The 1,819-nt window shown below is 59.5% G+C and carries 2 rRNA genes; both read right to left on the reverse strand.

Annotation, left to right across the window (positions count from 1 at the left end):
• Positions 1-577: ribosomal RNA gene (locus STRIP9103_RS15700) — 23S ribosomal RNA — on the reverse strand; the annotation flags it as partial.
• 311 nt (positions 578-888) lie between these two features.
• Positions 889-1,819: ribosomal RNA gene (locus STRIP9103_RS15705) — 16S ribosomal RNA — on the reverse strand; the annotation flags it as partial.

The raw sequence follows: 1,819 nt of genomic DNA on the forward strand, positions 1-1,819 counted from the left end.
CCCGGGGTACTTTTCACCATTCCCTCACGGTACTATCCGCTATCGGTCACCAGGGAATATTTAGGCTTAGCGGGTGGTCCCGCCAGATTCACACGGGATTTCTCGGGCCCCGTGCTACTTGGGTGTCTCTCCAACGAGCCGTACAGATTTCAGCTACGGGGGTCTTACCCTCTACGCCGGACCTTTCGCATGTCCTTCGCCTATCCATACGGTTTCTGACTCGTCCCACGGCCGGCAGACCGTGAAAAAGAGATCCCACAACCCCCACGACGCAACCCCTGCCGGGTCTCACACGCCATAGGTTTGGCCTCATCCAGTTTCGCTCGCCACTACTCCCGGAATCACGGTTGTTTTCTCTTCCTGCGGGTACTGAGATGTTTCACTTCCCCGCGTTCCCTCCACTTGCCCTATGTGTTCAGGCAAGGGTGACAGCCCATGACGACTGCCGGGTTTCCCCATTCGGACACCCCCGGATCAAAGCCTGGTTGACGACTCCCCGGGGCCTATCGCGGCCTCCCACGTCCTTCATCGGTTCCTGGTGCCAAGGCATCCACCGTGCGCCCTTAAAAACTTGGCCACAGATGCTCGCGTCCACTGTGCAGTTCTCAAACAACGACCAACCACCCGTCACACACCACATCACGCGGTGCTGCACCGGGGCCGGCATCGTGAAGGGCGAGCAACGCTCGCACCCTCAGACACCCAACAGCGTGCCCGGCACGGTCAGCCGACCAGATCAGCGTTCCACGCCCCCAGCAGGGGCAGTACTAGCGCCTGGTCCGTCCCGACCGTGCCGAATAATCAACGTTCCACCCATGAGCTGACCACCGCCAGACATTCGCTGGCGTAGTGGCTCTGGCTGCCTCGCGGCAGCTAGATGCTCCTTAGAAAGGAGGTGATCCAGCCGCACCTTCCGGTACGGCTACCTTGTTACGACTTCGTCCCAATCGCCAGTCCCACCTTCGACAGCTCCCTCCCGCAAGGGGTTGGGCCACCGGCTTCGGGTGTTACCGACTTTCGTGACGTGACGGGCGGTGTGTACAAGGCCCGGGAACGTATTCACCGCAGCACTGCTGATCTGCGATTACTAGCAACTCCGACTTCATGGGGTCGAGTTGCAGACCCCAATCCGAACTGAGACAGGCTTTTTGAGATTCGCTCCGCCTCACGGCTTCGCAGCTCATTGTACCTGCCATTGTAGCACGTGTGCAGCCCAAGACATAAGGGGCATGATGACTTGACGTCGTCCCCACCTTCCTCCGAGTTGACCCCGGCAGTCTCCTGTGAGTCCCCACCACCCCGAAGGGCGTGCTGGCAACACAGAACAAGGGTTGCGCTCGTTGCGGGACTTAACCCAACATCTCACGACACGAGCTGACGACAGCCATGCACCACCTGTACACCGACCACAAGGGGGACCCTGTCTCCAGGGTTTTCCGGCGTATGTCAAGCCTTGGTAAGGTTCTTCGCGTTGCGTCGAATTAAGCCACATGCTCCGCTGCTTGTGCGGGCCCCCGTCAATTCCTTTGAGTTTTAGCCTTGCGGCCGTACTCCCCAGGCGGGGAACTTAATGCGTTAGCTGCGGCACCGACGACGTGGAATGTCGCCAACACCTAGTTCCCACCGTTTACGGCGTGGACTACCAGGGTATCTAATCCTGTTCGCTCCCCACGCTTTCGCTCCTCAGCGTCAGTAATGGCCCAGAGATCCGCCTTCGCCACCGGTGTTCCTCCTGATATCTGCGCATTTCACCGCTACACCAGGAATTCCGATCTCCCCTACCACACTCCAGTCTGCCCGTATCGAATGCAGACCCGGG

The sequence above is a fragment of the Streptomyces ipomoeae 91-03 genome, from assembly GCF_000317595.1.
Classification (GTDB): domain Bacteria; phylum Actinomycetota; class Actinomycetes; order Streptomycetales; family Streptomycetaceae; genus Streptomyces; species Streptomyces ipomoeae.